The following is a 26,277-nucleotide window of genomic DNA, read 5'->3' as shown; positions in this document are numbered from 1 at the left end:
GGCCGGGCGCGCCGCCCGCGCACCGCCGCGCCCGGCCGCGCGCCCGCACCCGATCCCCGGAGGTCCCCATGCCCGCCGCAGACACGTCCGCGCCGATCCCCCTGCGCTGGGTCGGACCCCTGCGGATCAGCGGCAACGTGATGTCCGGCGAGACCGAGGTGCCGCTCGCGACGTACGAGTCGCCGCTGTGGCCGTCCGTCCGCCGCGGCGCCCGGCTGTCGACGATGGTCGAGGGCGGGATCAAGGCCACCCTGGTCGACGAGCGGATGTCCCGCTCCGTGCTGCTGGAGGCCGACGACGCCCAGGCCGCGCTCGCCGCCTGGCAGCACCTGTCGTCCCGGCGCGAGGAGCTGGCGGCCGTCGTCGCGACCAGCAGCCGGTTCGCCCGGCTGATCGACCTGCACGTCCAGATCGCCGCGAACCTGCTGTTCGTGCGGTTCGAGCTCACCACCGGTGACGCGTCGGGCCACAACATGGTGACCAACGCGGCCGACAAGCTGATGGACCACGTGCTCGCCACCGTCCCGGGCGTCCGCTACGGCTCGATCTCCGGCAACTTCTGCTCCGACAAGAAGGCGACGGCGGTCAACGGCATCCTCGGGCGCGGCAAGAACGTCGTGACCGAGATCGTGCTCCCCCGCCGGCACGTCGAGCGGTTCCTGCACACGACGCCCGAGGCGGTCGTCCAGCTGAACATCCGCAAGAACCTCATCGGCACGATGCTCGCGGGCGGCCTGAGGTCGGCGAACGCGCACTACGCGAACATGCTGCTGGCGTTCTACCTGGCGACCGGCCAGGACGCGGCGAACATCGTCGAGGGCTCCCAGGGCCTCACCCACGCCGAGGTCCGCGACGGCGACCTGTACTTCTCCTGCACGCTGCCGAACCTGATCGTCGGCACGGTCGGCAACGGCAAGGGCCTGGACTTCGTCGAGGAGAACCTGGTCCGGCTCGGCTGCCGCGAGGAGCGCGAGCCCGGCGACAACGCCCGCCGGCTCGCGGTGCTGTGCGCGGCGACGGTGCTGTGCGGCGAGCTGTCGCTGATGGCGGCGCAGACGAACCCGGGCGAGCTGATGGCCGCGCACCTCACACTGGAGCGGGGCGCCCCGGCGAAGGGCTGACACGGACGGCGGGAGGCCGGCGATGACGAGGAGCACCGACGACGAGGGCGCCCCCTGGGCCCCGCTCGCGTACACCCCCGTGCTGGACGACGAGCCGCTGCACTGCCTCGAGGTCACCCGCACCGGCACGGCCGGCGCCCCGACCGGCGTGCTGTCGCGGTGGGGCGCCGACCCCGGGCCCGAGTCCCTGCCCGACCTCGTCGTCGAGTCGGCGGTGCTCGACGCGGACGACCCCGCCGACGACCCGGCCCGCGCCGTCGCTGCCCTGCGGGCCTGGCTGAGCCACGCGCGGGCGACGCTCGGCGACTGGTCCCGCGAGGGCTTCGCGAGGGACGACGCCGCGCTCCCGGACACCGTCGAGCACGTCCCCGACGCCCTGGTGGTCGACGGCTCGCGCGTCCCCGGCGCGCTGGCCCGGATGGGCGACCTCACGGCCCGCGCGGCTCGGCGCGACGGCCACGCGCTCGTCGTCGTCCGTCGCGGCCCCGCGGGAGCCGCCCCCGCGCGCGTCGTCCCCGGGATGCCGCGCCTCGCACCGCCCGCCATGTGACCATGTTCACGAACCGGAAGAATCCGGGCGCCCCGCGCGTTCCGTGTGGAGCAGGTGAAGAGTCCCGGCGCTCGCTGGTCGGTGCTCGCACGCAGGGCTACAGTCGTCCGGGCCTCGCGTGACCGCCGATGACGGCGGGCCGCACCCGTGGCCCGTCGGACGCCGGGTCACCCGCCCGCGGACGACGTCCAGCCGGAGAGGATCCCACCCCGACATGCAGCTCGGCATCGACGACCTGGCCTTCGCGACCGCGGGCCGGTACCTCGACCTGGCGAACCTGGCGCCCGTGCACGGCGTCGAGCCGGCGAAGTACACGGTGGGCCTCGGCCAGGACCGGATGAGCGTGTGCGCCCCCGACGAGGACGTCGTGACGCTGGCCGCCGCGGCCGCGCTCCCCCTCGTGGAGGACCTGTCCGACGACGAGCGGGCCGCGATCCGCACCGTCCTGCTCGCGACCGAGAGCGGCATCGACCAGTCGAAGTCGGCCGGCGTGTACGTGCACCACCTGCTCGGCCTGAACCCGGCCGCGCGCGTCGTGGAGCTCAAGCAGGCCTGCTACTCCGGCACGTCCGCGCTGCAGATGGCGCTGGCGCTCGTCGCCCGGAACCCGGAGCAGAAGGTGCTCGTCATCTGCTCCGACGTGGCCCGCTACGACGTCGGGTCCTCCGGCGAGCCGACCCAGGGCTGCGGCGCCGTCGCGATGCTGGTCACCGCGAACCCGCGGCTGGTCGCGATCGAGCCGGTCTCCGGCCTGCACACCACCGACGTCATGGACTTCTGGCGGCCGAACTACCGGACCACCGCGGTCGTCGACGGCCGGCTGTCGCTCCGCGCGTACACCGACTCGCTGACCGGCGCGTGGCAGGACTTCCGCGCCCAGGGCGGCGCCGAGTTCGGCGAGATCGACGCGTTCGTCTACCACCAGCCGTTCACCAAGATGGCGGTGAAGGCGCACGCGCACCTGACCCGCCTGGCCGGCGCCCCGCGCGACGCCGACGTGATGGACGCGCAGATCGCCGACACCCTCCGGTACAACCGCGAGATCGGGAACTCCTACACCGCGTCGATGTACATCGGCCTGGCGTCGCTGCTCGACCACGCGGCGGACGACCTGGGCGGCTCGCGCATCGGGTTCTTCTCCTACGGCTCCGGCGCCGTCGGCGAGCTGTTCACCGGCGTCGTCCAGCCCGGGTACCGCGCGCACCTGCGCGCCGCCGCGCACCGCCGGCTGCTCGACGAGCGCGACGAGGTGTCGCACGCCGAGTACCTGCGGATCGTCGCGCCGGTGAACCCGGTCGACGGCGGCGACCACGACGTCGAGCGCCTGACCCGCGGCCCGTTCCGGCTCGCGGCGATCACCGGGCACCAGCGGCTGTACGAGCGCACCGAGGCGGCGGCGACCGCGGTCGCCTGACGACGCGACGCCGCCCGGACCGGGCGGCGGTCGTCGTGCCCGCCTACTGGTACGTCACCAGGTCCGGGACCGGCTGCACCGCGTAGGTCTGCGCCGGGTCCAGCATCGGCGTGTCCTCGTCGTAGAAGTTCTTCCAGCCCCAGTGCACGTCCGGCGCGCCCTGGTGCAGCGTCGCCCAGGTGCCGGCCTTCGCGGGCTGCGACCCCTGGCCGTCGGCGTGGATGATCATGGCCAGCTCGTCGTGGCCGGTGTGCAGCCGCTCGCGGTCGGTGATCATCCGGAGCGAGAACTGGTGCAGCAGGAACATCTTCTGCGGCAGCTGCCGGTCGCGGGTGTACGTCGCGAGCCAGTCGGCGGTGGCGTTGACCTCGTCGATGCCGACCGACCCGATCTGGCGCAGGTGCACCTGGTCGGGCGCGAGCCGCCACTCGGGGTCGAGCGCGAGCCCGACGTGCGGGTAGGCGAGCAGCTCGGCGTACTGCTGCGCCTGCGTCAGGAAGTCGGTGCGGCCGGGCTGCAGGTCGATGACGACCGCCTGCCCCGCCGCCTGCGCGGCCTCGACGATCGGCCGCAGCTCGTCGACCGACCGCGCGCGCGAGTACGAGCCGTCCGGCTCCGGCGCGGCCGACGCGATGGTCGCGATGACCTCGAGCGTCGGCACCACGGTGTCGGCCGTGAGCGAGCGGTACGGGGCGGCGGTCTGCTCGGCGCGGGCGATGGTCGCCGGGACGTCCTGCTCCCCCAGGACGCCGAGCGCCGGGGTACCGGGCGTCCCGTACAGCGCGACGTAGCGCTTGCCGTCCACGCCGGGAGCCGACGCGGGGTCGGGGAACACCAGCTGGCCGCCGCCCGGCAGCTCGACGCCGGTCGAGGCGCTGGCGACGCGGGGGCCGAGCCGGGCGGCGTCGCCGAACGACGACCCGACCGCGACGACGGTGTCCACGCCGGTGAGCGCCTGCACGGCGGCGGAGGTGGCGCGCGGGTCTGCGCCCGGGACGTCGACGACCGGCAGGCCCGCGGCCCGGGCGGTCGCGGCGGCCACGGCGGTGCCCGCGGGCGCGGCGTGGGTGTCGACGAGGAGGGCCGCGGCGTCCGCGGCCGCCGGGGGCTCGATGGTCGTGGTGGGCAGGCCCAGCACGTCCTCCTGGCCCGGGGCGGAGCTCGCGTCCGCCGACCCGGTGGCCGGGGTCCCGGAGGGCGACGCCGTCGGGGCCGTGGCGTCGTCGGACCGCGCCGCGGCCCGCAGCAGCGCCGGCTCCGGCCCGGTGAGCGCCGCGACGGCCGCGACCAGCCCGCCGGCGTCCACCTCCTGCTCCTCCCCCACGGCCAGCCCGAGGTCGGCCGGCGCGGGGTCGGCGGCGTCGATCCCGTAGGTCCGCAGCCCGTCCGGGAGGTCGGCGGCCAGCGCGGCGCGCCCGTCGGCGTCGTCGTCGACCACGACCACGTCGGTGGTGCCGAGGCGGTCCAGCTCGTCGGCCACGCCCGCGCCCGCGACCAGCACCGGCGAGCCGAGCGCGACGGCCGCCGTGGCGGCGGGGGCGACGACGCCCGGGGCCTCGTCGGGGACCAGCACCGCCACTTGCGCCTCGGCGAACAGCGCGGCGCTCACCGCGAGCGCCGTCCCGGCCGCGGTCCCGTCCGGGACGACCGTGGTCGGGGCGTCCGGCAGCGTCACGGCCGACCGCAGCGTCACGGCCGACGGCGTCGGGTCGGGGGTGGCGCCGTCGGTGCCCCCGCCGGTGCAGGCGGCGAGCAGCCCGAGGGCGGCCAGCGCGGCGACGGGGCGCCACGGGCGGAGCCCCAGGGGCCGGTGCGGACGGGTCGGGCGGGCGGGTGCGGCAGGCACGGCTCTCCGGGGCCGGGGACACGGGGACCCCGCCACTGTAGGCACCCCCACCGACGCCCGGCGAGGCCGCGGGCCGCCCGGGCGACCCGCGGGGCGGCGCGGGCGCTGCGGGTCGGGGATGATCGGGGCATGACCCCCGAGCCCACCCAGCAGGAGTTCAGCACCGCCGGCGCGTACGTGACCAGCGGCGAGGAGTTCGTCCGCGACCAGAGCTACATCACGACGCGGATCACCGCCGACGGCCGGGACGGCTACCCGGTGGAGCCCGGCCGGTACCGGCTCGTGGTGTCGCGGGCGTGCCCGTGGGCGAACCGGGCGATCATCGTCCGCCGGCTGCTCGGGCTCGAGGACGCGATCTCGCTGGGCGTGTGCGGGCCGACGCACGACTCCCGGTCGTGGACGTTCGACCTCGATCCGGGCGGCGTCGACCCCGTGCTCGGCATCCCGCGGATCCAGGACGCGTACTTCCGGCGGTTCCCGGACTACCCGAAGGGCATCACGGTCCCGGCGATCGTCGACGTGCCCTCGGGGGCGGTCGTCACGAACGACTACGCACAGCTGACCCTGGACCTGTCGACCGAATGGACGGCGTACCACCGCGAGGGCGCGCCCGACCTGTACCCCGAGCACCTGCGGGACGAGATCGACCAGGTCGCGCGGAAGGTGTTCACCGACGTGAACAATGGCGTCTACCGCTGCGGGTTCGCCGGGTCGCAGGAGGCGTACGAGCGCGCGTACCGCCGGCTGTTCTCGCGCCTGGACTGGCTGTCGGAGCGGCTGTCGACCCAGCGGTACCTCGTCGGCGACACGATCACCGAGGCCGACGTCCGGCTGTTCACCACGCTGGTCCGGTTCGACGCGGTCTACCACGGGCACTTCAAGTGCAACCGCTCCAAGCTGACCGAGATGCCGGTGCTCTGGGCGTACGCCCGGGACCTGTTCCAGACCCCGGGGTTCGGGGACACGATCGACTTCGACCACATCAAGCGGCACTACTACGTGGTCCACGAGGACATCAACCCGACGCAGATCGTCCCGGCCGGCCCGGACCTGCGCGGCTGGCTGACCGAGCACGGCCGGGAGTCCCTGGGCGGCCGCCCGTTCGGCGACGGCACCCCGCCGGGCCCGGTCCGCGAGGGCGAGCGGGTGGACCCGGCCCACACCGCGGAGGCGATGGCGGGCTGACCCCGGGGGCCGCCGGCGCGTTACGCCACGACCGGGCGCACCCGGACCACGTTGCGCCACGGGTCGTCGAACGTCACCGTCGCGCCGTCGTCGCGGACCGGGACGCCGTGCGCAGCCAGCCGCTCGCGCAGCGCGCCCACGTCGTCCGTCCCGGGCACCACCAGGGTGACCTCGCCCAGGCCCAGGCTGCTCGCCCGCGGCCCGGCGCCGGCCGAGTTCCAGGTGTTCATCGCCATGTGGTGGTGGTACCCGCCGGCCGACACGAACAGCGCCCCGTGCCACTCCGCCATCACGTCGAAGCCGAGCGCGTCGACGTAGAACGCCCGCGCCCCGGCGACGTCGCCGACCTGCAGGTGCACGTGCCCGACCACCGGCTTCCCCGCGGGCGCCGCGAGCGCGGCGTCGGTGACGTGGCCCTGGATGAACTCGTTCGGGTCGAGCCGCAGCGAGTCCATGAGGACCCGGCCGTGCTCGTCGTAGCCCCACAGGTCGCGCGAGCGGTCCCAGTACAGCTCGACGCCGTTGCCCTCCGGGTCGGTCAGGTAGAACGCCTCGGACACGAGGTGGTCCGCGCTGCCGACGTAGGTGCGGGGTGCCCGGGCGGCCACCGACGCGAGCGTCGCGGCCAGCGCCTCCTGGGTGTCGAACAGGATCGCGGTGTGGAACAGGCCGGCCTGGCCGCGGCTGGTCGGCGGCAGGTCCGGCGTGTGCCGGAGCACCATCAGCGGCTGGGTCCCCCGCCCGAGGACGACGACGTCGGGGCGGCCGACACCCTCGATGCGCTCGTCCGGGCGCTCGACGACCTGCAGGCCGAGCACGTCGCGGTAGTACCGCAGCTGCAGGTCGAGGTCGCCGACCAGCAGGGTCACGGGGCCCATGGCGGTGTCGGCGGCGAGGCGGTCGAGGGCGGGGCGCGGGTCGGCGGTGGTCATGCGGAGAACAATAGTTGAGCCTTCAACCGTTGTCGAGACACACGTCGACATCCGGGCGCGCAGGGGCCGCACGACCGGGCGCCGGTCGTGCGGGGGTCCGAGCCGTCAGCCCCGGCGCTGCAGGTCGTTGCGGCCGAAGTCCGTGAGGAACCGCGGCCCGCGCTCGCGCAGCTCCGCCTCGTAGTCCCCCGCCCAGCCGCGGTACGGCACCCGCGCCAGGCCGTCGTTCGCGAACCGGGCGTCGTCGGTGACCTCGGACTCGCAGAACGCCGGGATCTGCAGGTCGGTCACCGGGCCCGAGCGCTCGCACTCGGCGACGACGAGCGGCGCGTTCGCCCCGCCGAACACGTCGACCACCCAGCCGTCGGCGCCCAGCCACACGGAGTACCGGTTCTTCACGATCCGGTGCCCGCCGCGGCGGATCATCTCGGTGCCGACGACGACGTCGATCTCCCGCTCGGCCTCGTACCGGGTGCCGACGTTCATCGGGCCCTTGAGCGTGACGGCGCAGAACTCGAACCGGTCGCCGACCTCCTCGAGAACGTCCAGCGGGTCGGCGTCGGGGCCGAGCGGCAGCCGCAGCCCGGAGGCCTGCACGCGGAGCCGGAGCGCGTAGCCGTCCTGGGCGAGGAAGTACGACTGCACGATGAGCACCGGGTCGGGCTCGGACAGCAGCTCCATGGGCGGCGTCCGCACGAAGAACCGGCGCTCGAACTCGAAGTCGCCGTACCCGGTGTCGCTCACCACGCCCTCCTCGCGCCGGCGCCCGGCGGGGGTCCCGCCGCTGGTCCGCTGCGGGTCACGGTACGCGACCGGCCCCCGCGCGCGGCGGAACCGGGCGCGGACGCGGCGCGCGGGTGGGATCAGGCCGCCGCGCCGAGGTCCATCCCGAGCGTCCGGCCCCACGCGTGCGCCTCGACCTGCCGGAACCCGACCCGGTCGTAGAACGCGATCGCCCCGGCGTTCTGCTCGGCCACCCCGAGGTGCAGCCCGGGCACGCCGCGCTCGCGCAGCGCCCCGGCCAGCGTCTCGATCAGCGTCCGCCCGAGGCCGCGGCCCTGGGCACGCGGCAGCAGGTCGATGTGCAGGTGCGCCGGGTACCGGTCGGTGACCGCGGGGTCGTACCGGCCCCCGTCGTGCACGGTGCCGAGCAGCTCGTGGTCCCGGTAGCCGGCGACCTCGGGGCGCCGCGGGTACCGCTCCCGCAGCGCGGGCCACCACGCCTCCTCCTGCCAGCGGGCGAAGGCCTGGGAGTCGGCGGTGCCGACGACGTAGCCGGCGACGCCGTCCTCGTCGGTGACCACCCAGGTCAGCGACGGGTCTGCGACCGGGTACGGGCCCGCGTACACGTGCCCGAGCAGGTCGGGGTCCCGGTACACGGGCGTGGCGTCAGTCCCCGCGTCGCCCGTCAGCAGGCACACGCGGTACATCCCCGGCAGGTCGCACGTCGCGAACGGTCTCACCCGCATGGCCAGCGACCCTACCGGCCGGGTCCGACGCGGTGGGAGACGCGGCGCGCGGCGCGCGGTCCCGGACCAGCAGCACCCCGCCGAGCACCAGCACCCCGCCGACGACCTGCGCCGCGCCGAGCGCGTACCCCGTGGCGGCGCTGATCAGCACCGTGAACACCGTGATCAGGTTGAGGTACGACCCGGCCTCGGCGGGCGGCACCCGGCGCAGCGCCAGGTTCCAGAGCAGGTACGACCCCACCGACGGCAGCACCGCGATGACGACCAGCGCGACCGTGGCCTCCCGGCCCGACGGCCAGTGCACGTGCCCGGTCGCGGCGAACGGGGCCATCACCACGGCGGCGATCGCGGCCTGCACGGCGGTCGACGCGATGGGCGGCACCCCCGCCAGCCCGCGCCCGCCGATCGTGTACACGCTCCACACGACGATCGCCCCGACCATGAGCAGGTCGCCGACGTTGAGCTCCAGCGAGGTCAGCGCGCCGAGCCGGCCGCCGGTGAGCACCACCAGCACGCCGACCAGCCCGACCAGCATCCCGGCCACGGCGCGCCCGGACGGCGCCCGGCGCACCACGGCGGCGCCGAGCAGCGCGATCAGCGCCGGGTTCAGCGCGTTCACGAGCGACGCGTTCACGGACGAGGTGTGCTGCAGGGCGGTGTAGACGAACAGGGCGTACCCGACCATGCCGAGCAGCGCGAGGACGACCTGCCGCGGCCAGGTGCGCAGCACCGCGCGCCAGTCCGGCCGCTCCACGACCTGCGCGATCACGGCGAGCGGCACGGCCGCGAGCGCCCAGCGCAGCGCGGTCAGGCTCACCGGGGTCATCTCCTGCACGGCGACCGCGCCCAGCACGTAGTTCCCGGCCCAGAACAGCGTGGCCCCGACGAGGGCGAGCACGGGTCCGGTGCGGGCGGGGAGAGGCACCCGCGGAGGATACGCGGCTCACCCGCCCGCCCGGTCATCTCCGGCGGCGCGCGTGCCGACACCCTCGGCATGGGCAGGTCCGAGGCGCGGGCACCCCGGCTCTACGCGACCCGGGCCCACCTGGCCTGCGCGCTGGGGCTCATGGCGGTGCTCGTCCTCGGCGGCGGGCTGTTCCCGCTGAGCCCGCGGTCGCCGGTGGGCCTGTGGTTCGCGGCGTCCGGGCTGCTCGGGGCGCTGGCGGTCGGCGTGCTCGCGCTGCCGGCCCGCCGCTGGACGATGCCCGCCGCGCTGGCGGTGGGCCTGCTGGGGGCGGGCGTCCTGCTCGCGTCCTGCCAGACGGCGGAAGGGCTGGTCGTGCTGTCCATCGGCGTGATGACCGCCGCGCAGTACGCGGCCTACGCGTTCCGCACCCGGGTCGCCGCGCTGCTCGTCGCCGAGGCGATCGCGGCCGTGACCGTCGGGATGGTGCTGGCGCCCGCGCCGTTCCACGCGCTCACCTGGCTGGTCGTCGTCATCATGACGGTCGCCAGCACGTCGCTGCTCGGGAACGTCACGCACTGGCTCCGCCGGCACGCGACCACCGACGACCTCACGGGCGCGCTGACCCGGGCCGCCGTCCTCGAGCGCCTGGAGACCCGGCTGCGCGAGGCCCGCCGGACGGGGGCACCGCTGGCCGTCGTGTCCGCCGACGTCGACGACTTCAAGGCCGTGAACGACACCCGCGGCCACCTCGCGGGCGACGACGTGCTGGTCGAGCTCGTCGCCTCCTGGCGGGGACCGGCGGCGGGCCGCGCGGTGGTGGGCCGGGTCGGGGGCGACGAGTTCGTGGTCGTGCTGCCCGGCCTCGACGCCACGGCGGCGCAGCGCTGGGTCGCCGACGCGCGCACCCGCTGCGCGACCCCGTGGAGCGCGGGGATCGCCGACGCCCGCCCCGACGACACCGTGCGCGACCTGCTCGCCCGCGCCGACGTCGCGCTGTACGGGGCCAAGCGGGACCGGCACGTCGGTCGCCGGCCGACGGACCCACGCCCCGACCCGCGCCCCGACCCGCTCCCCCACCAGGGCCGCTGACCTTCCGCGGGCGGCCCCGCCGGTCGCATACTGCACCGGGGTGGGGGCCGACCGCCCGAGGCACGGACCGAGCGGAGCAGGCGCATGGGGGCCGGACCCGGCACGCCCGAGGTGACCGTCGTCGTCTGCACCCGCGACGGCGCGGGCCGGCTGCGCCCGACGCTGGACCACCTCGGCGCGGCGCTCGACGAGGCCGCGCGGGCCGACCTGCCGGCGGAGGTCGTCGTCGTGGACAACGGCTCGACGGACGCGACCCCCGCGGTGCTCGCGGACGCCGCCCGTCGCGACCCCCGGCTGCGCGTGGTCGCGGAGCCGCGCCCCGGCATCGCCCGCGCACGGAACGCGGGCGTCGCCGCGGCGGCCGCGCCGGTCGTGCTGTTCACCGACGACGACGTGCACGTCCCGCCGCACTGGGTCCGGCGGATGGCCGAGCCGCTGCGTCGCGGGGAGGCCGACCTGGTCGGCGGGTCCGTCGCCCTCGCGCCGCACCTGGACCGGCCGTGGCTGAGCCCCGCGCTCGCGTCGGCCTACTTCGCCGTCGTGCCCGAGCCGCCCGCCGTCGGCCGCGAGTTCGCCGCCGCCAGCATCGGCACCACCCGCGCGGTGCTGGACGCCGTCCCGTTCGACGAGTCGCTCGGCACCGCCCGCTACCCCGGCGCCGAGGACACCGTGTTCCGGCTCGACGTGCTCGCCGCGGGCTTCCGGCAGGGCGCCGTCGCCGGCGCGACCGTCGAGCACCACCCCGAGCCCGAGCGCCTCGACCCCGCGCGGCTCGCGCGGCAGGCCACCGGGCGCGGGCGGGGCGAGGCGTACCTCGCGCACCACCTGCTCGGGAAGCGGCCGGCCGCGGCGGAGTCGGCGGCGAAGCTGGCGGTGACGTGGGGGCTCCTGGCGGGGCGGCGGCTGCGCGCGGCGCTCGCCGGCGCGGGCCGCCCGGGCGGCGCGGGCGCCGAGGTCGACGAGGAGCTGCTGCGCCTGCGCCGCCGGGTCGCGTTCCACCGGGAGCTGCTGGCCCTGCGCCGCGCGACGCGCCGCCGCGTCCCGTCCTGAACCCCACCCGGTTCTCGCGCCGGCACCCGATCGATCGGGTGGCAGCGCGACGATCGGGTGGCGATCAGGAGCCCCGGCGTCAGACGACGAAGCGGGTCGGGCCCTCCGGCGCCAGTGCGTGCGCGACCCGCGCCACCATCTCGTCCGACATCGCCGGCATCGCGTCCACCGGGAACCACCGCGCCTCGGTGTTCTCGCCGTCGCCCGGTCCCGGCTCCCCCGACACCCAGCGGAACCGGAACGTCAGGTCGAGGTACTGGGAGCGGTCGCCGTTGGCGTACTCCATCGGCGGCAGCGTGTGCACCCACGCCAGCCGCTCCGCGACCGCCACCACCTCGGTCTCCTCGAGCACCTCGCGGGCGCCCGCGACCGCCGGCTCCTCGCCCGGGTCGATGATCCCGGTGACCGGCGTCCAGGCGCCGTCGTCGGCCCGGCGGACCAGCAGCACCTCGTCGCGGCCGTCGGCGTCGGGGCGCACCACGACGGCGCTCACCCCCGACAGCCAGAGCAGGTCGTGCCCGATGCGGGCGCGGAGGTCGAGGACGAAGTCAGGGGTCGGCACGCCCCCGATGCTAGGTGCCCGGGGCCGCCACCTGGGTGGACGTGGCGGTCCCACCGGGCGCGCGCGGCGCGGCCGGTGCTAGCGTCCGGCGCCGATGATCACCACGCTGCGCGCCGCGCTGTCCCTCGTCATGCTCGCCGGCTTCTACGTCGTCGCCGTGGGCCTGGCGGTCCTCCTGGGCTGGCTGAGCGTGCTCGCGTTCAGCACCGACCACGTCCGGGGCGCGGGCTACCTCGCGATCTTCGCCCTGGTGCTCGTCTTCGGCATCGTCTCCGCCCTGTGGCAGGTCGCCCGCGCGAAGGCCGCCCCGCCGCACGGCGTCGAGGTCCCGCCGCAGTCCGCGCCCGAGCTGTGGACCGTCGTGCGCGAGCTGTCGGCCGCCGCGCACACCCGCGCGCCCGACGAGATCCGCCTCGTGCCGGAGGTCAACGCCGCGGTGTCCGAGGAGGCCCGGCTGCTCGGCCTGGTCGGCGGCCGGCGCCGGATGTACCTCGGCGTGCCGCTCGTGCAGGGGCTCGACGTCGCGATGCTGCGCTCGGTCCTCGCCCACGAGCTCGGCCACTACTCGCGGAACCACACCCGGCTCGGCCCGCTCGCCTACCGCGGGCGCGCGGTCGTCATGGCGACGGTGCAGGCCACGGCCGGCTCGATCGTCGGGTGGCTGCTGATGGGCTACGCCTGGCTGTACATGCTGGTGTCCGCCGCCGTCAGCCGCCGCCAGGAGCTCGAGGCCGACGAGATCAGCGTCGCCGTCGCCGGGCGCGCCGTCGCGCAGCAGGCCCTGCGCGAGGTCGAGGTCGTCTCGGCCGCCTGGGCGCACTACACCGGGGTCTACGTCGCGCCGGCGTTCGAGGTCGGGCTCGCCCCCGCGGCACCGGCGTTCTTCGGCGGCTTCGACGCGCTGCTGGCCGCCCGCTCCGACGAGCTCGCCGACCTGCGCCGTCAGGACCCCGACGCGACGCAGTCCCGGTGGGACAGCCACCCGTCGCACGCCGCCCGGATCGCCGCGATGGACCGGATGCCCGACGTGCACCGCGCGCGGGACACCCGCCGCGCCACGCTGCTGGTCCCGGGCTTCCCGGACGCCGCCGCGATGGTCGCCGAGGGCTCGCTGCGGTTCGAGGACCGGCCGCGGCTCGACTGGCCCGCGCTCGGCGCCGCGGCCACCACGCGGAACCGGCAGCGCGTGGCGGACGGCGTGTACCGGGCGGCGGCGCGGCTCGCCGGCCTGCCGCGGGCGACGCTGGCGACGGTCCTCGGCCTCGTGGCGCAGGGACGGGGGCCGGAGCTGGCGCTCGAGCTGGGCCTGGCGCCGTCCGCGCCTTCGCCCGCGCCGGGCCCGGTCGGCGCGCCGACCGCGCAGCCCGCTCCCGGCACCGACGCCGACGACGCCGGCACGCTCGTCGACGCGCTCGAGGTCGTCGTGCGCTCCGCCGCGGTCCAGGCCGGCATCGCCCGCTGGGAGCAGCCCTGGCTCGGCGGGCCCCGCCTCGTCGACCCGGCCGGCGAGCCGATCGACCCGCGCCCGCTCGCCGTGCTCGCCGCCGACCCGGCCACCGTCGCCGACGCGCGCCGGCACCTCGCGGCGCTGCGCGTCGACGTGGACCGCGCGGGCCAGGAGTCGGCGCAGGCCGACGCGCTCGGGGCGTCGCTGCTCGCGGGTGTCGCGTCGATGTCCGTCGACGGCGCCCGGCACGACGTGCTCGTGCTCGACGAGGGCCTCGTCCTGGTGCCCGCGCCGCGGCGGGGCTCGGGGCGCAAGCGGCTCGCCGCGCTGGTCGAGGGCGCGTCCGTCGGCGAGCTCGCCGCCCGGTACCGCTACCTGCCGTTCGAGGAGGTCGCGACGGCGAAGGTCCGGGGCAAGGTCCCGCTCCGGGCGACGCTCGTGCTGAAGCGCGGCGGCACCGTGCGGCTCAAGGGCCGGTACGGCGCGGACAAGCTCGCGGACAACTCCGAGGCCGTGCTCGCCGCAGCGGTCCTGTCCGTGCGCCGCACCCCCGCGAAGACCCCGACCCGCGCCTGACCCGGCGCGCCCAGCAGGGCGCCGCGCCGAGCTCGGTGCTCCCGGCCGAGTTCGGTCCCTGCACGCACCGAACCGGGCGGGACCCATCGAAGCCGACGGCGCCGCCGCCCGCCGAGATCGGTGCCTCTGCACGAGATCGGTGCTTCCAGCCACCGATCTCGCGCCGGACCACCGATCTCGCCGCGGCGGCGCGCGGGCGTGCACCGCCGGAGGTCAGCCCCGCGTGACCTCGTCGCGCCAGGAGTGCTGCGGCTCGAAGCCGAGCAGCGCCCGGGCGCCGTCGATCGCCAGCAGCGTCTCGTGCGTCCCGAGCTCCTTGCGCACCGGCACGCCCGGGAACTCGGCGGCCAGCAGGTCGGCGGACGGGGTGTCCATGATCGTGTCGGCCGCGGCGACGATGACGTTCTGCGAGCCGGTCGTCTCCACCTCGAGCGCCAGCCGGAAGGCGGTCGCCGCGTCCCGCGCGTCGATGTACCCCCAGAGGTTCCACCGCCGCGCCGCCGGGTCGTCCTGGAACGACGGCACCCCGGCGTACGCCTCGGCAGGGAACACGTTCGACAGCCGGAGCCCGACGAACGGGATGCCCGACCACTCGGACACCTGCGCGGCGAGGTCCTCGCTCAGCACCTTCGACAGCGCGTAGGTCGTCGTCGGGTGCGGGAAGTGCGCCTCGTCGACCGGGGCGTACCGCGGCGGCACGTCGAACGGCAGCCCGAGCGTCGTCTCGCTGGAGGCCCACGCGACCTTGCGCAGCCCGAGCCGCTGGGCAGCGAGGAACACGTTGGCGTTGGCGGCCATGTTGCGGTTGAAGGTGTCGGGCGGCGACTCCATGCCCGGCTGCGGGATGTTGGCCAGGTGCACGACCGCGGAGCAGCCCGCGAGCGCCTCGACGGCCTGCCCGTAGTCGGTGAGCTCGGCGCGGAGCACGTCCACACCCAGCCCGGCGCGCTCCCCGAAGGGGCCCTGGGCGTCGGACGCCTGCACCCGGTACCCGTGCGCGAGCAGGTCCTGCACCACCGCGCGGCCCACCTTGCCCAGCGCGCCGGTCACGGCGACGGTCTCGGTCATGGCGGCATCCTCGCCCGGCCCGGCCGCGCCGTCCACCGCGGGGCCGCCCGCGGCGCCGCGGCGTCACCGCACGGGCAGCCCGACGACCTCCGGCGCCGGGTCCGTCGCGAGCCGCGCGTGGGTCTCCACGTCGAACCGCTCGTCGCCGTACCGGAGCTTCGCCCGCTCGACGCCCTCGGCCGGGTAGCCGGCCCGGGTCGCGACGCGGCAGGACGCCGGGTTGTTCACGCGGTGCCCGAGCTCGAGCCGGAACGTCCCCAGCTCGCGCACCGCCCACGCCGAGGCCCCGACGAGCGCCGCGGTCGCGAGGCCCCGGCCGCGGGCCTCCGCCGCGAGCCAGTAGGACAGCCACGCGGTGCCGTGCACGTCGTCGACGGCGCCGATCCCGACGTGGCCGACGGCGCGCCCGGCGACCGCCACCGCGAACCCGTACGACCCCGGCCCGCGCGGCGCGAGGTGCCGGCGGATGTGCTCGACCGCGGCGGCGTCCGTCGACAGGTCGGCACCGCCGGTCTGCCGGACGAGGTCGGGGGCGGCGGCCACGGCGGCGCGCAGCGCGCCCGCGTCGGCGGGGGTCCAGGGACGGAGCTCGGCGGTCATCGGGTCGATGGTCGCAGCGGCGCGGCCCGGCGTCACGGGGTTTCGGGAGTCCTGCCCCGCGGGCCCCGGTCGACCTCGCCCAGCACGCGGCGCCGCCCCGCCTCCCCGGCCAGCTCCGCCCGAGCCGCCGGTGTCGCGCGGTAGTGCTCGAGCGCCGCGATCACGGCGGAGGGGTCGACCGGGAGGGCCGGCCCGGGCACGTCGACGCACGGCGCGCCGACCGCCGTCACCGGCAGGAACCGCGCGCGCCGCCGGTGCCGCCACGACGCCGGCCGGGGCACGGGCAGCACCCGCACCACCGCCCACTGGTCGTCCTGCACCACCGCGATCTCGCGCACGTCGTCCCAGTCCAGCCAGGCGTCGCCGTCGAGCGCGGTCGTGCCGAGGCCCGCGGGGGTCAGCACCAGCCGCAGCGGGCGGGCCAGCTCGAGCAGCCGGTCCGGGAGCCCGAGCAGGACCGGCGCGACGACGAGCAGCGGCACCCACCACGCCCAGTGGTCGAGCGCGACGAGCGCGGTCGTCCACGCCCCGCCCGCCAGCACCACGACCACGGAGACGAGCAGGGGCTGCCGGCGGAACACCGTCCGCCACACCACGACGACCGCCGGTCCGCCCCCGACCTCCTCGACCCGCACGAGGTGCGGCGCCGGTCGCGGGACGTGCAGGTAGTTCCGGTGGAACGACCACGTCACCGCCAGCCACACCGCGCCGCCGGCCAGCGCGCCCGCGCTCGCGAGCGGCGCCCAGGCGCGCGGCGCGTCCGGGTCCAGCAGCATCCGCGCGCCTGCCACGGCGAGGCAGACCGCGAGCGCCCCGCTGACCACGAGCACGCCCCAGTACACGGCGCGCGACGAGGCGCCCACCGCGTCCAGCCGCCGCTCGTCCTCCCGCATCGCCCCCTCAGGGTGCCTGACGCGGCAGGCAGGACGGAAGCCCGCGGGCCGCCGTCACTCCCACGGGCGAGCCGCGAGCGCCGCGAGGTCGACGACCCGGCCTCCGGCGACGACCGCCGCCCGCGGCACCCGCCGCACGAGCGCGTCCATCGGGTTCTCCGCGTCCAGCAGCACCACGTCCGCGCGGGCCCCGGGCACGAGGTCGTGCACCTCGTCGGTGACGAACGTCGCGCCGTCGCGGGTCGCGATCTCGACCACCCGGACCAGGTCCTCGTCCCGCACCACGCCGCCGGCGCGCGCGTACTGCCAGGCGATGCCGAGCAGGTCGCCGTCGCCGTACGGGCTCCACAGGTCGCGGATGCCGTCGGTGCCGAACCCGAACCGCACGCCGGTCGCGTCCATCTCGGCGAGCGGCAGCTGCCGCATCCGCACCGGCGCGACCGTCGTCATCGTCACGCCGAGCGCGCCCATCCGGTCCAGCAGGTCGCGGCGCCGCGCCGGGTCGACGTCGACGACCGCGAACCCGTGCGCCACGTTGACCTTGCCCGGGGCGATCCCGTCCCGCTCGACGCGGTCGAGGACCAGCTCGATCTCGAACGCGCCGAGGTCACCGGGCTCGTGCAGGTGGATGTCGAGCCCGCAGCCGTGCTCCGCGGCGATCCGGAACAGCCCGTCGAGCTGCCCCACCGGGTCACGGTCGATCAGCGCCGGGTCCAGGCCGCCGACGTGCTCCGCGCCCGCGGCGGCGGCCCGGTCCAGCAGCTCCAGGACGCCCGGGCGCCGGAGCACGCCGTCCTGCGGGAACGCGACGACGGTCAGCTCGACCGCCCCGTCCAGCGCCGCGGCCGCCTCGCGGACCGCCTCGATGCCGCGCAGACCCACGCCCAGGTCGACGTCCACGTGCGTCCGGACGCGCGTCGTGCCGGTGCGCAGGTACTCCCGGAGCACCCGCTCGGCGACGGGGGCGCTCGGGATGCCGAGCTCGTCGCGGCGGGCGCGCTCGTGCGCGATCCGGCCCTGCGTCCCGCCCTCCCCGCCGTACGACTGCCAGGGCAGGCCCCACCAGCTCTTGTCGGCGTGCGCGTGCGTGTTCACCAGGCCGGGCAGCGCGAGCAGCCCGCGCCCGTCGACCACCTCGGTGCCCGGGGCGGGCTCGGCGGTCCCGGTCGCCCGGACCCAGGCGATCCGGTCCCCCGCGATCCCCACGTCGGACGGCGCACCGCCCCACGGCCGCACGTCCCGGATGATCAGCGTCGCGTCGTCGTGTGCCACCGCGCCATGGTGCCACCGCCCCGCCGGTTCCCCGGCCACGGCCCCGTCCCTGCGGTCGCGCGCGCCCGCGGGCCGACTTACCTTGCCCGCATCGAGGCCGGTCGAGCCCAGCACCGGGCCGGCCAGGACCGTCGACCGGCGAGCGCCGGGCGACGCCGAGACGAGGAGCACCCCCGATGAGCACCTCCGACGACCCCCGCACCACCCCCGACCGCCCGGCCGACCGCCCGGCCGACCACCCGGCCGACCACCCGGCCGAGGGCGCCCACGTCGCCCCCGCCCCGGACGGCGACCGCACCGTGGACGCCCCGGCCGTCGCCGAGGCCCGGGCCCGCGACCGCCAGGCGGTCGTGGCCCGCGAGAAGGAGGAGTACGGCGGCATCAAGGTCGGCTCGGCGTTCTTCGGCTGGCTCACGGCCACCGGCACCGCCGTCCTGCTCACGGCCGTCGCCGCGGCCGCGGGAGCCGCGGTGGGCGTGGCGAACGACACCTCCGTCGGCGAGGCCGCCGACCAGGCGGCGTCCGACCCCACGTCCATCGGGGTCGTCGGCGCGATCGTGCTCGCGGTCGTCCTGTTCGTCGCCTACTACTGCGGCGGGTACGTGGCGGGCCGGATGGCGCGGTTCAACGGCGCCAAGCAGGGCCTCGCCGTCTGGCTGTGGGCGGTCGTCATCGCGATCGTCGTGGCCGTCGCGGCCCTGGTGGCCGGCGACCAGTACGACGTCCTCGGGCGGCTGGACAGCTTCCCGCGCATCCCCGTCGGCGAGGGCGACCTGACCACCGGTGGCATCGTCGCGCTGCTGGTCGTGGCCGTCGTGAGCCTCGCGGGCGCGGTGCTGGGCGGGATCGCCGGCATGCGGTTCCACCGCCGCGTCGACCGGGCCGGGCTCGGGGGCTGACGACCGCGCGGGGTGCGGGGTCCCAGGTCAGGGGCCCCGCACGCCGTCTACGCTGCTCCCCGTGCCCGACGACGCCACGCCCCGGACCCTGACCGCCGACGCCCTGCGCGCCCTCGTGGCACCGGTGGGCACCCTCGCGACGGCGGAGCGCCTCGAGGGCGGCCAGTTCGCCACCACCTACCGCGTCGGGCTGGCCGGCGGCGGGCGGGTCGTCGTGAAGACGGCGCCCGCGGACTCCCCCGGCCTGCTCACCCACGAGCGCGACCTGATCCGCACCGAGGCCGCGGTGTACGCGCTGGCGGCCCGCCGTCCCGACCTGCTCATGCCCGCCCTGCTGCACACCGACTTCAGCCGCGAGGTCGTGCCGGGCGACGTCGTCGTCGCCGCGCACCTCGACGGCGTCCCGTGGGCGGCCGCCGGCTTCGGGGCGCCGGCGGAGGACCCGCGGGCGGCGCGCGCCCAGGCCGACCTCGGGGCGCTGCTGGGCCGGATCGGCACGGTGACCGGCGAGCGGTTCGGCTACCCGCACCAGCCGCTGCTCCAGGCCACGACCTGGCGCGCGGCGTTCACCGCGGTGGTCGGGGCGCTGCTCGCGGACGCCGAGCGCGGGGCCGTCCCCGGCATCCCGGCCGACCGGGTGCGCGCGGCGCTCGCCGCGCACGCCGGGGCGCTCGACGAGGTGACCGTGCCGCGGCTCGTGCACACCGACCTGTGGCCCGGCAACCTGTTCGTCGACCCCGCGACCGGGGCGCTGCTCGGCGTGATCGACCCGGAGCGCGCGCTGTGGGGCGACCCGGCTGCTGGACCTCGTCGGGGCCGACCCGATGTGGGACGGGCTGCCCGCCGCCCTGGTCGGCGCCCGGGACGTGACCTCGCCCGGTGCCGCCGCCCGGCTGCTGCTCGCCCGGATGTGGCTGGGCCTGGTGATGACGATCGAGGCCCCGATCCGGGGGTACCAGGGCGACTGGGTGGCGGGCTACGACGCGGCGAACCGCCGCTCGCTGGCCCGGGCGCTGGACGAGCTCGGGGTGTGACGGGCGGGGCGGCCGCGGCACCCCGCGACCCGCCCCGCCCCACGACCCGCCCCCGCCCCGGGCGTCAGCCCTTGACCGCCCCCGACATGACGCCGGACACCAGCTGCTTCCCGGCGACCACGAACACCACCAGCAGCGGCGCCGCGACCAGGAACACCCCGGACATCACCAGGCCGGTGTCGCTGGTGAACGCGCCCTTGAGCTGCGGCACCACGAGCGGCATGGTCAGCTGCGAGCGCATCACCACCGACGGCCAGAAGAAGCTGTTCCAGGACCCGACGAACGTGAACAGCGCCAGCGTGGCGGCCGCCCGGCCGCGCCGCGGGCATCGCGATGGACCAGAACGTGCGGAACATCGACGCCCCGTCCACCCGGGCCGCCTCGACGAGCTCGAACGGCAGCGCCTCCTGCAGGTACTGGGTCATCCAGAACACGCCGAACGCCGTGACCAGCGTGGGCACGGTCAGAGCCGCCAGCGAGTCGATCCAGCCGAAGTCGTTCATCATGATGAACATCGGGATGGTGCCGACCTGCGCCGGGATCGCCATGGTGGCGATCACGGTCACGTAGAGGACCTGCCGCCCCCGGAAGGTCAGCTTGGCGAAGCTGAACCCGGCGAGCGTCGAGAAGAACACCGTCGACGCGGTCACCGCGACCGCGACGAGCACGGAGTTCGCGAACGCCGTCCAGAAGTTGAACTGCGAGGCGGTGACCACCTCCCGGAAGTTCTCCAGCAGGACGAGCGTCGGGAACCAGGTCGGCAGGTCGCCGACCGCCCGGGCGATCTCCTGGCTGGTCGACGAGCCGTACATCGCCGCGGCGTACAGCGGGAAGACCGACACCACGAAGACGACGAGCAGGAACAGGTACGACGCCCACCCGGGGCGGCGCCCCGCGGTGTCGTGCTGCCGGACGGGCCGGCCGCGGGCCGCGCGTTTCTGCGCGTACCGCACCGCCCCCTTGCCCGCGGTGTTCCCGATGTACCCGGTGCTCATCGGCTCGCTCCTTCCTGGACGTCGGCGTCGTGGACCGGCGCGTCGGGTGGTGGTCCGTCCCTGCCGGGTGCGGCGACCGCAGCCGCCTCGGGCCGGGTCGACGCCGCGGCGACCGCCCGCGCCCGCGCGACGGCGGCCCGGTGCTGCGCGCGGGTCACCCGCGGCGCCCGGGACCGCGACGACGAGATGGACCGGGTGAGCAGGAAGTTCACCAGGGAGAACACCGCGATGATCACGGCGAAGATCCAGCCGACCGCCGCGGCCTGTCCCAGGCGGTCCTGCCAGTCGCCGAACCCGAGCTCGTAGAGGTAGAGGACGACGGTGGTCCACTGGTTGTCGGCGCCGCCCTTGCCCCCGCCCGTCCCTCCGCCGTCGTAGAGCCGGACCTCGTCGAAGATCTGCAGCCCGCCGATGGTCATCGTCAGCGTCACGAAGATCATCGTCGGCCGGATGCTCGGCATCGTCACGGAGAAGAACTGCCGGAGCCGGCCGGCCCCGTCCACGGTGGACGCCTCGTAGAGCTCCCGGGGCACGGCCTGCATCGCGGCGAGGAAGATCAGAGCGTTGTAGCCGGTCCACCGGAACACCACCATCGAGCCGATGGCCATGTGCGACAGCAGCCGGTCGGAGAAGAACGGCGAGTCCGACCCCGTGAGCAGGCCGAGCTCCTGGAGGTTCGGCACCAGCAGCCCGAACTGCCCGAACACCTGCCCGAAGATCATCGCGGTGGCGACCGGCATGACGACGAACGGCACGAGCACGCTCATCCGCCAGAACGTCCGCACCCGCAGGTTCTGGTCCAGCACGGCCGCGATCAGCAGCGCGAGGACCAGCTGCGGGACGGCGCCCCACAGGAAGATCAAGAACGTGTTCTCCAGCGACCGCCAGAACAGCGGCTGCCGGAGCACCCAGGTGAAGTTGTCGAGCCCGACGAAGTCGCCCATGCCGGCCCGGCGGTGCCAGTCGTGCACCGCGACGACCACGTTGAACAGGAGCGGGAAGGCCCCGAACACCGCGAACAGCAGGAAGAAGGGCGAGACGTAGAGGTAGGGCGAGACCTTGATGTCCCACCGCGAGAACCGCTGCCCCCACCCGACGCGGCGCGCGTCGGGTGGGACGGCCGACCTGGTCGACACGGTCGGCCGCTCAGTCCGCGGTCTCGAAGCCGAGCGCGTCGAAGTCCGCGACCACCGACGCCCAGGCCTGCTCCGCGGTGGCGCTGTCCGACTCGACGAGCCGGATGCCGTCCGTGACCAGCGTCTGGATGCCCGCGAAGTTCTCGCCGCGGTACCCGCCGGCCGCCGCGTCCCCCGCGGCCGCGGCCAGGTCGCCGTAGATCTGCCCGACGCGCTGGTCGCCGAAGAACGGGTTCTCGGTCTCCGCGATCTCGGGTGCGGACATCGCCTCGAGCTGCGACGGGAACTGCCCGGTCTCGTCGAACCAGTCGATCGCCGCGTCCGGGGTGGTCAGGTAGTCGGCGAGCTCGATCGCCCAGGCGGTGTTCGGGCCGGTCGACGGCACCGCGAAGAACGAGCCGCCCCAGTTGCCGCCGCCCTCGGGGAACGTGCTGGCGATCCGCCAGCCGTCGACGCCGTCGGCGTTCTCCGCGATGATCCCGGTCATCCAGGCCGGGGTGACGACGCTCGCCCACTGCTTGTTCTGGAACCCGGCGCCCCAGTCGGCGTGCCCGATCGCGATGCCGGCCGAGATGTCGTCCTCGGCGGCGTCGGCGAACATCAGGAACAGGTCCTTCACCTCGGTGTTGTCCGCGAGGTCGTACGGCAGGCCCGACTCCGGGTCCTCGAACGCGGCCGGCAGCAGGTTGATCGCCGCCTGGAACGCGTTGGTCAGCGAGTCGACGAAGTAGTTGTCGCTGGTCGCCACGTACTGGCGGCCCGCGTCCAGGAACGATTGCCAGGTCGCGTCGTCCCCGCCGATGAGCTCCCCGAACGACTCGGGGTCGGTGGCCAGCCCGCTGCCGGACAGCATGTCCTGGTTGAACGCGATGGCCAGCGGGCCGATGTCGGTGCCGTAGCCGGTGATCGTGCCGTCGACCGAGCCCTGCGCGACCTTCCAGTCGACCCAGCGGTCCGGGACCTCGGGCAGCTCGGCCCAGTCCTCGGGCACGGCCATCATCTCGGTCCACCAGTCGAGCTCGACCAGGTGCACGTCCGACAGCCCGGCGCCGTCCGAGGACAGCCCGTTGCGGAGGACCGTCTGCGCCGACGCCCCGTCGGGGAACCGGTTGACGACGACCTCGATGCCGGTCTCCTCCTCGAAGGAGTCGAGCAGCTCGGCGGGGAAGTCCATCCAGGCGGCCACGGTGAGCTTGTCGGGCTTGTTGTCCTCGCCGGCCTCCTCGGACGCCCCGCCGCCTCCCCCGCCGCACGCGGCGAGGGCGAGGGCGGACGCGGCGGCGAAGGCGACAGCGCCGGCGGACTTCGCGGTGATCCTCATGTGAGGGTCCTCTCGGTTTCTCCCGCGTCAGCGGGTGGTGGGAGCGGGGCTGATCGAGGCGACGGCCCAGGCCGGCAGCTCGAGGTCGATCGTCAGGACGCCGTCGTCGGCGACGGCGAGGGTGCGGCGGTCCAGGGCGTCGGCGACCGCGGCGAGCTCGACGACGTCGCGGCGGCTGAGGTTGAGCGGCTCGCCGCGGCGGTGCCACTCCTCGGCGACGTTGCCGTGCTCCCAGTCGAGGACCTCGACGCGGTACTCGGCGCCGGGTCGCAGGCCGGACACGGTGTGCGCGACCCGGCGCGCGGGCCCCTCGCCGAGGTGGCGGCGGGCGGCGGCGTAGCTGGTCGCGCCGCCGACGGACCGGTCGCCCATCGAGCCCGGGTAGTTGAAGAACACCCCGGCGACGCCACCGTCCGCGGTCGCGGTCAGGACGCCGTGCTCGTGCTGCGCGAGGATGCGGTCGCCGAGCCGGTTCAGCATCGCCATCGCGTGGAAGGTCGGCTTGTGCAGGCCCTGCTCGTTGACGAAACCGAAGCCGCCGTGGAACGGCCCGATGCCGCCGCCGCCCTCCTCGAAGACGTCGGTGAACGTCCAGTACGCGATGGAGTCCGCGAGGTCCTGGCACTGCAGGAACGCCCGGGTGATGTAGGTCGCGGCGAACAGCGTGTCGTGCATGTGGTCCCGGCTGGACGGCGACGTCGACCACTCGGTGACGTGCACCTCGGCGTCCGGGAACGGGCTCGCGGCGAGCAGCGCGCGCAGGTGCAGCAGGTCGTCCCGGGTGGCGTCGCGGTTCCGGCTGATGGGCCGGCCCACGCCCTGGGTGTCGAACGCGAAGTCCGTCGGGTACAGGTGCGTGGACAGGAAGTCGAGAGGCAGGTCGCGCTCGGCGCAGAACGCAATGAGCTCGTTGATCCACACCGGCTTCCAGGGCAGCGCGTCCGGGTCGTCGGCCTCGGCGGTCGCGGCCTCGACGGACTTGTCGTGGTACTCGCCGTCGTACCGGGCGTCCGCGACGAACACCGACGACGACGGCCCGCCGACGCGCAGGGCCGGGTCGATCGCCTTGAGGGCGCGCGCGGTGGCCTCGTACAGCGCGAAGTACTCGGACCGGGTGCCGGTCCAGAAGTGCGGGACCAGGTTGGGCTCGTTCCAGACCTCGAACGGCCACCGCCGCACCTCGTCCAGGCCGTAGCGGTCGATCCAGTGCCGGACGGTCGTCGTGACCAGCTCGACCCAGGCGCCCATGTCCGTGGGCGGGCTGCCGTGCGCCTTCCACCAGAACAGCGTCTCGGTGTCCCGGGCGAGCTCGCGGGGCATGAACCCGAGCTCCACGAACGGGCGGGCGCCCGCGTCGAGGATCGCGTCGAACACCTTGTCGACGTACGCGTAGGTGTACACGGGGCTGGCCAACGGCGTCGGCGGGCCGAAGCCGCCGCCGTTCGAGGCGCGGTACACGAACATGTCGTCGTGGAACACGCCGTGGAACCGCACGTGGCGGGCGCCCAGGACGCGGACCGCCTCGCGGAACTGGTCCTGCCAGTCGACACGGAGCGCCTCGTTGGCGCGGCCCGCGCCCAGGCACTCGCTCCAGACGTGCCGCAGCGGCAGGTCGGACGGCGGGCGGTGGTCGATCAGCAGGGTCGACGGCGGTGCCTCGACAGACACGCGGACCTCCTTCGGTCGGCGCGGGCGGCTCCGGTGCCACCCGCTGGCGTCGAAACGGTTTCGCAACCTGTATCGTGAGGCGACCGTAGGAGATGCACTGCGCCGAGCGCAACACCCCGGCGGTTCCCACCGCCACCGTGACAGGACCGTTGTAGGATCGCGAAACAGTTTCGGATCGAGGGAGACCCATGACGAGTGCGGCCGGGCGGCGCGCCACCCTGTCCGACGTCGCCACGGCGGCGGGCGTGTCCAAGGCGACGGTGTCGAAGGCGCTCAACGGGCGCGACGACGTCTCGGACCAGACCCGTGAGCGCGTCCTCGCGGCGGTCGCCGCCATCGGCTACCGCCCCGCACCGGGTCCGGCCCACCCGCACGACCGCCGTGCGCTCGCCGTCGTGTTCGACCTGCCGGCGTCGCCGTACATCCTCGGGGTGTTCCAGGGCTCGCTCGCGGCCGCGACCGACGAGCGCGTGGACCTGCTGACGCGGCTGGCCCCCGACCGGGACACCCGCACGCAGCCGGCGGTCGCCCGCGACTGGGTGGCCGACCTGCTCGCGGTCGGCGTCGGCGGCGTCGTCGGGCTCACGCTCTCCCGGCCGGACGCCCTCATCCGCGCGGCGGCCGCCGCGTCCCTGCCGTTCGTGATGGTCGACCCGGTCGGGACGCGGGACCGCCACCTGGTCAGCGTCGGGTCGAGCAACTGGGACGGCGCCCGCGCGGCGACCGAGCACCTGATCGGCCTCGGCCACCACCGCATCGGGTGGATCGGCGGCCCCGAGGACTCCGACGCGGCCCGCGAGCGCCTCTACGGCTACCGGGCCGCGCTCGACGCGGCGGGCATCGCACCGGACCCGACCCTCGTCCGCTCGGACCAGTTCACCGTGGAGAACGGCACCCGGTACGCCCACGAGCTGCTCACGTCCGCAGACCCGCCGACGGCGATCATGGCCGCGGACGACGAGATCGCCGTCGGCGTGCTCGGCGCCGCGCACACGCTGGGCGTGCCCGTGCCGGAGCGGCTCAGCGTCTCGGGGTTCGACGACACCCCGCAGGCGGCGTGGACGACGCCCCCGCTCACGACCGTGCACCAGCACCTCGGCGACATGGGCCGGATGGCCGTGCAGACGGTGCTCGCGATGGCGGAGGGCCGGCACCCCGCGTCCCCGCGGGTCGAGCTGGCCACGTCCCTGACCGTCCGCGCCAGCACGGGCCCGGCACCCGCCTGACGGGGCGCGGGGCCGCC

At 75.7% G+C, this 26,277-nt stretch carries 24 protein-coding genes; 10 read left to right on the top strand and 14 right to left on the bottom strand.

The genetic code is table 11. The annotated features are described in order from the left end of the window. Positions 1–68 precede the first annotated feature (68 nt). The 3 genes from FKM96_RS16165 to FKM96_RS16155 all read left to right on the top strand — a co-directional run bounded on the left by FKM96_RS16165 (position 69) and on the right by FKM96_RS16155 (position 3,085). Positions 69–1,121, top strand: a complete 1,053-nt coding sequence (locus tag FKM96_RS16165; RefSeq protein WP_147796095.1) for a hydroxymethylglutaryl-CoA reductase — start codon at positions 69–71, stop codon at positions 1,119–1,121. A gap of 22 nt (positions 1,122–1,143) precedes the next feature. Further along, complete coding sequence (locus FKM96_RS16160) at positions 1,144–1,671, top strand: hypothetical protein (protein WP_147796094.1); 528 nt, start codon at positions 1,144–1,146, stop codon at positions 1,669–1,671. A 214-nt stretch (positions 1,672–1,885) separates the two neighbouring features. Next, positions 1,886–3,085 (top strand): hydroxymethylglutaryl-CoA synthase, encoded by a 1,200-nt coding sequence (locus tag FKM96_RS16155; RefSeq protein WP_147796093.1) that lies wholly within the window; start codon positions 1,886–1,888, stop codon positions 3,083–3,085. Between the two features lie 43 nt (positions 3,086–3,128). Here the strand turns inward: FKM96_RS16155 and FKM96_RS21130 are convergent, their stop codons facing one another. Then, positions 3,129–4,931 carry a hypothetical protein gene (locus FKM96_RS21130; protein ID WP_246855027.1) on the bottom strand — a complete coding sequence of 601 codons (1,803 nt, stop codon included), beginning with the start codon at positions 4,929–4,931 and terminating at the stop codon, positions 3,129–3,131. 129 nt (positions 4,932–5,060) lie between these two features. Here FKM96_RS21130 and FKM96_RS16145 point away from each other — a divergent pair, with 129 nt between their 5' ends. Next, positions 5,061–6,116 (top strand): glutathione S-transferase family protein, encoded by a 1,056-nt coding sequence (locus FKM96_RS16145; RefSeq protein ID WP_147796092.1) that lies wholly within the window; start codon positions 5,061–5,063, stop codon positions 6,114–6,116. Positions 6,117–6,136: 20 nt separating this feature from the next. Here the strand turns inward: FKM96_RS16145 and FKM96_RS16140 are convergent, their stop codons facing one another. The 4 genes from FKM96_RS16140 to FKM96_RS16125 all read right to left on the bottom strand — a co-directional run bounded on the left by FKM96_RS16140 (position 6,137) and on the right by FKM96_RS16125 (position 9,442). Next, complete coding sequence (locus FKM96_RS16140; protein WP_147796091.1) at positions 6,137–7,048, bottom strand: VOC family protein; 912 nt, start codon at positions 7,046–7,048, stop codon at positions 6,137–6,139. Positions 7,049–7,153: 105 nt separating this feature from the next. Then, a complete protein-coding gene (locus tag FKM96_RS16135; protein WP_147796090.1) occupies positions 7,154–7,792 on the bottom strand; it encodes a hypothetical protein in 639 nt (212 codons plus the stop codon). Between the two features lie 119 nt (positions 7,793–7,911). Continuing rightward, positions 7,912–8,478: an N-acetyltransferase gene (locus FKM96_RS16130; protein WP_246855026.1), complete on the bottom strand. Its 567-nt coding sequence runs from the start codon at positions 8,476–8,478 to the stop codon at positions 7,912–7,914. Continuing rightward, entirely contained in the window at positions 8,438–9,442 is a 1,005-nt protein-coding gene (locus FKM96_RS16125; RefSeq protein ID WP_246855025.1) for a DMT family transporter, read from the bottom strand. Before FKM96_RS16125 ends, FKM96_RS16130 begins: the two co-directional genes overlap by 41 nt. 69 nt (positions 9,443–9,511) lie before the next feature. Between FKM96_RS16125 and FKM96_RS16120 the strand changes: the two genes are divergently transcribed. Together FKM96_RS16120 and FKM96_RS16115 are read left to right on the top strand one after the other, a co-directional pair. Then, entirely contained in the window at positions 9,512–10,513 is a 1,002-nt protein-coding gene (locus tag FKM96_RS16120; RefSeq protein ID WP_147796088.1) for a GGDEF domain-containing protein, read from the top strand. Positions 10,514–10,597: 84 nt separating this feature from the next. Then, entirely contained in the window at positions 10,598–11,563 is a 966-nt protein-coding gene (locus tag FKM96_RS16115; RefSeq protein ID WP_147796087.1) for a glycosyltransferase family 2 protein, read from the top strand. Positions 11,564–11,642: 79 nt separating this feature from the next. On the opposite strand, the gene FKM96_RS16110 is transcribed toward FKM96_RS16115, so the two are convergent. Then, a complete protein-coding gene (locus FKM96_RS16110; RefSeq protein ID WP_147796086.1) occupies positions 11,643–12,125 on the bottom strand; it encodes an NUDIX domain-containing protein in 483 nt (160 codons plus the stop codon). A gap of 94 nt (positions 12,126–12,219) precedes the next feature. Between FKM96_RS16110 and FKM96_RS16105 the strand changes: the two genes are divergently transcribed. Further along, on the top strand, positions 12,220–14,148 hold the full coding sequence (locus FKM96_RS16105) for a M48 family metallopeptidase (protein WP_147796085.1): 1,929 nt from the start codon (positions 12,220–12,222) through the stop codon (positions 14,146–14,148). Positions 14,149–14,361: 213 nt separating this feature from the next. On the opposite strand, the gene FKM96_RS16100 is transcribed toward FKM96_RS16105, so the two are convergent. The 4 genes from FKM96_RS16100 to FKM96_RS16085 all read right to left on the bottom strand — a co-directional run bounded on the left by FKM96_RS16100 (position 14,362) and on the right by FKM96_RS16085 (position 17,981). After that, the gene (locus FKM96_RS16100; RefSeq protein WP_147796084.1) at positions 14,362–15,216 is read right to left on the bottom strand and encodes an NAD(P)-dependent oxidoreductase; all 855 of its coding nucleotides are present in this window, start codon (positions 15,214–15,216) and stop codon (positions 14,362–14,364) included. A gap of 63 nt (positions 15,217–15,279) precedes the next feature. After that, positions 15,280–15,816 carry a GNAT family N-acetyltransferase gene (locus FKM96_RS16095; RefSeq protein ID WP_147796083.1) on the bottom strand — a complete coding sequence of 179 codons (537 nt, stop codon included), beginning with the start codon at positions 15,814–15,816 and terminating at the stop codon, positions 15,280–15,282. Between the two features lie 32 nt (positions 15,817–15,848). Beyond that, positions 15,849–16,709 carry a hypothetical protein gene (locus FKM96_RS16090; RefSeq protein ID WP_147796082.1) on the bottom strand — a complete coding sequence of 287 codons (861 nt, stop codon included), beginning with the start codon at positions 16,707–16,709 and terminating at the stop codon, positions 15,849–15,851. 54 nt (positions 16,710–16,763) lie between these two features. Then, the gene (locus tag FKM96_RS16085; RefSeq protein ID WP_210417287.1) at positions 16,764–17,981 is read right to left on the bottom strand and encodes an amidohydrolase family protein; all 1,218 of its coding nucleotides are present in this window, start codon (positions 17,979–17,981) and stop codon (positions 16,764–16,766) included. Between the two features lie 176 nt (positions 17,982–18,157). Between FKM96_RS16085 and FKM96_RS16080 the strand changes: the two genes are divergently transcribed. Beyond that, positions 18,158–18,880, top strand: coding sequence for a hypothetical protein (locus FKM96_RS16080; RefSeq protein WP_147796081.1), 723 nt, complete (start codon positions 18,158–18,160; stop codon positions 18,878–18,880). 824 nt (positions 18,881–19,704) lie between these two features. Beyond that, complete coding sequence (locus FKM96_RS21690) at positions 19,705–19,914, top strand: hypothetical protein (protein WP_246855426.1); 210 nt, start codon at positions 19,705–19,707, stop codon at positions 19,912–19,914. On the opposite strand, the gene FKM96_RS16070 is transcribed toward FKM96_RS21690, so the two are convergent. Genes FKM96_RS16070 through FKM96_RS16055 form a run of 4 tightly spaced genes read right to left on the bottom strand, consistent with a single transcriptional unit; the run spans position 19,857 to position 25,034 of the window. Beyond that, on the bottom strand, positions 19,857–20,909 hold the full coding sequence (locus FKM96_RS16070; protein ID WP_371300438.1) for a carbohydrate ABC transporter permease: 1,053 nt from the start codon (positions 20,907–20,909) through the stop codon (positions 19,857–19,859). The two genes, FKM96_RS21690 and FKM96_RS16070, sit on opposite strands and share 58 nt — an antisense overlap. Beyond that, positions 20,906–22,045: a carbohydrate ABC transporter permease gene (locus FKM96_RS16065; RefSeq protein ID WP_147796080.1), complete on the bottom strand. Its 1,140-nt coding sequence runs from the start codon at positions 22,043–22,045 to the stop codon at positions 20,906–20,908. The genes FKM96_RS16070 and FKM96_RS16065 overlap by 4 nt, the downstream gene beginning before the upstream one ends. 10 nt (positions 22,046–22,055) lie before the next feature. Beyond that, positions 22,056–23,366, bottom strand: a complete 1,311-nt coding sequence (locus FKM96_RS16060) for an extracellular solute-binding protein (protein ID WP_147796079.1) — start codon at positions 23,364–23,366, stop codon at positions 22,056–22,058. A 27-nt stretch (positions 23,367–23,393) separates the two neighbouring features. Then, positions 23,394–25,034: a beta-xylosidase gene (locus tag FKM96_RS16055; protein ID WP_147796078.1), complete on the bottom strand. Its 1,641-nt coding sequence runs from the start codon at positions 25,032–25,034 to the stop codon at positions 23,394–23,396. A 188-nt stretch (positions 25,035–25,222) separates the two neighbouring features. Here FKM96_RS16055 and FKM96_RS16050 point away from each other — a divergent pair, with 188 nt between their 5' ends. Continuing rightward, positions 25,223–26,260, top strand: coding sequence for a LacI family DNA-binding transcriptional regulator (locus FKM96_RS16050; RefSeq protein WP_147796077.1), 1,038 nt, complete (start codon positions 25,223–25,225; stop codon positions 26,258–26,260). Positions 26,261–26,277: the final 17 nt, after the last annotated feature.

The organism is Cellulomonas sp. Y8 (assembly GCF_008033115.1).
Classification (GTDB): domain Bacteria; phylum Actinomycetota; class Actinomycetes; order Actinomycetales; family Cellulomonadaceae; genus Cellulomonas.
Note: the sequence above shows the minus strand (reverse complement) of the source record. Positions and strands in the feature narration are given on the sequence as shown.

Coding starts and splice junctions, on each gene's coding strand:
- FKM96_RS16165 (WP_147796095.1), top strand. CDS start 69: ATGCCCGCCGCAGACACGTCCGCGCCGATCCCCCTGCGCTGGGTCGGA.
- FKM96_RS16160 (WP_147796094.1), top strand. CDS start 1,144: ATGACGAGGAGCACCGACGACGAGGGCGCCCCCTGGGCCCCGCTCGCG.
- FKM96_RS16155 (WP_147796093.1), top strand. CDS start 1,886: ATGCAGCTCGGCATCGACGACCTGGCCTTCGCGACCGCGGGCCGGTAC.
- FKM96_RS16145 (WP_147796092.1), top strand. CDS start 5,061: ATGACCCCCGAGCCCACCCAGCAGGAGTTCAGCACCGCCGGCGCGTAC.
- FKM96_RS16140 (WP_147796091.1), bottom strand. CDS start 7,048: ATGACCACCGCCGACCCGCGCCCCGCCCTCGACCGCCTCGCCGCCGAC.
- FKM96_RS16130 (WP_246855026.1), bottom strand. CDS start 8,478: ATGTACCGCGTGTGCCTGCTGACGGGCGACGCGGGGACTGACGCCACG.
- FKM96_RS16120 (WP_147796088.1), top strand. CDS start 9,512: ATGGGCAGGTCCGAGGCGCGGGCACCCCGGCTCTACGCGACCCGGGCC.
- FKM96_RS16115 (WP_147796087.1), top strand. CDS start 10,598: ATGGGGGCCGGACCCGGCACGCCCGAGGTGACCGTCGTCGTCTGCACC.
- FKM96_RS16105 (WP_147796085.1), top strand. CDS start 12,220: ATGATCACCACGCTGCGCGCCGCGCTGTCCCTCGTCATGCTCGCCGGC.
- FKM96_RS16100 (WP_147796084.1), bottom strand. CDS start 15,216: ATGACCGAGACCGTCGCCGTGACCGGCGCGCTGGGCAAGGTGGGCCGC.
- FKM96_RS16095 (WP_147796083.1), bottom strand. CDS start 15,816: ATGACCGCCGAGCTCCGTCCCTGGACCCCCGCCGACGCGGGCGCGCTG.
- FKM96_RS16090 (WP_147796082.1), bottom strand. CDS start 16,709: ATGCGGGAGGACGAGCGGCGGCTGGACGCGGTGGGCGCCTCGTCGCGC.
- FKM96_RS16080 (WP_147796081.1), top strand. CDS start 18,158: ATGAGCACCTCCGACGACCCCCGCACCACCCCCGACCGCCCGGCCGAC.
- FKM96_RS21690 (WP_246855426.1), top strand. CDS start 19,705: ATGTGGGACGGGCTGCCCGCCGCCCTGGTCGGCGCCCGGGACGTGACC.
- FKM96_RS16070 (WP_371300438.1), bottom strand. CDS start 20,909: ATGAGCACCGGGTACATCGGGAACACCGCGGGCAAGGGGGCGGTGCGG.
- FKM96_RS16060 (WP_147796079.1), bottom strand. CDS start 23,366: ATGAGGATCACCGCGAAGTCCGCCGGCGCTGTCGCCTTCGCCGCCGCG.
- FKM96_RS16050 (WP_147796077.1), top strand. CDS start 25,223: ATGACGAGTGCGGCCGGGCGGCGCGCCACCCTGTCCGACGTCGCCACG.